General features: G+C 68.9%; 2 protein-coding genes and 1 pseudogene. All 3 read left to right on the plus strand.

What is annotated here, in order from left to right; genetic code table 11:
• The coding region (locus ACETPF_RS20995) for a type IV secretory system conjugative DNA transfer family protein (protein WP_373936555.1) at positions 1-582 on the plus strand (582 nt) is incomplete at its 5' end.
• A gap of 2 nt (positions 583-584) precedes the next feature.
• The gene (locus tag ACETPF_RS21000) at positions 585-1,001 is read left to right on the plus strand and encodes a CopG family transcriptional regulator (protein WP_373936556.1); all 417 of its coding nucleotides are present in this window, start codon (positions 585-587) and stop codon (positions 999-1,001) included.
• A pseudogene (locus ACETPF_RS21005) lies at positions 998-1,260 on the plus strand (P-type conjugative transfer ATPase TrbB); the annotation flags it as partial. The gene ACETPF_RS21000 and the pseudogene ACETPF_RS21005, both read left to right, overlap by 4 nt.

The raw sequence follows: 1,260 nt of genomic DNA on the forward strand, positions 1-1,260 counted from the left end.
CAGCGCGCGATGCGCAACTATGCCGGGCACCGGCTCGCACCATGGCTCGCGCACGTCATGGTCAGCCGGCAGGAAACCGCACGCGCCCTCCTGACACCCGGCGAAGTGATGCAGCTGCCCGCGACGGACGAGCTCATTCTCGTCGCCGGCACACCGCCGATCCGCGCGACCAAGCTTCGCTACTTCGAGGACAACGCCTTCAAGGCTCGCGTGCTGCCACCGCCGGCGCTGGCGAGTGGTGACTATGCCGACCGGCCGACAGCGCGGCCCGACGATTGGGCCGGCACAGTCCGCGGCACCGATACACGCCTAGGTGCCGGAGAGGAGGAGGTCGGAGGCGATGCTGGCGGAGGTTTGGAACAGGCCCGGCAACCCGGGCAGGAAATCGATCACCCGCTGGCCCCCGATCCCGTCACCACCGACCCGCTCGGTCTCGGCGCTGATGACGACGATGCCGCAGCCGATCAGCGCGCCATGGATCAGGCACGAGCGCTTGGCACTGCACGCACCGTCTACGCCATCGATGCCGGCGCCGATGGTTCGAACGGGCATCGGCCCGGCGACCTGCAGCTGGATCTCTGACCATGGTCGAGAAGATCCGCCATCAGCTGTTCCTGCCGAAATCGGTGAGCGACCGCCTTGAAGCGTTGGCCGCAAAGCCGGGCGCGTCCAAGTCGGCGATCTTGACCGACGCGGTCACGGCCTGGCTCAACCGGCGCGGCGCATCCGAACTGGAAGACCGGTTCGGCATACGCCTCGACCGCCTTACAGCGGCGATCGGACGGCTTGAGCGCGACGGGCATATCCAGCTCGAAACGCTGGCACTGTTCGTCCGATACGAGCTGGCGATCCAAGCCCCGCTCGCCGAGAACGATCATGCTGGCCGCGCCATCGCCGCCAAGCGGTTCGATGCCTTCATCGCCCAGGTCGGCCGGCAGATCGCCGCTGGACGGCGGACGATCGCCGACGGGTTCGGCGGCGCGGCGGAGTCCGGCCGATGAGCGCCGGTATCTCCGCAGACCGGCGGCGCGGGATGCTGCGCACGGCGATGGGGCCGGCGATCGCCGAAGCACTGGCCGATGCCCGTGTCATCGAGATCATGGTCAATCCCGATGGGGCGCTGCGTCTTGACCGGCTCGGCGAGGGCCGCGTCGACACTGGCGTGCGAATGGATGCCGCCCAAGTCGAGCGGATCATCCGCCTCGTCGCTTCCCACGCTCGGGCCGAGGTTCACGGCGACGCGCCGATCGTGTCGGCCGA

The sequence above is a fragment of the Sphingobium agrisoli genome, from assembly GCF_041877245.1.
GTDB lineage: Bacteria > Pseudomonadota > Alphaproteobacteria > Sphingomonadales > Sphingomonadaceae > Sphingobium.

What these genes read in the sequence shown, in the direction of transcription:
- ACETPF_RS21000 (WP_373936556.1), top strand. Translation starts at nt 585, where the DNA reads ATGGTCGAGAAGATCCGCCATCAGCTGTTCCTGCCGAAATCGGTGAGC.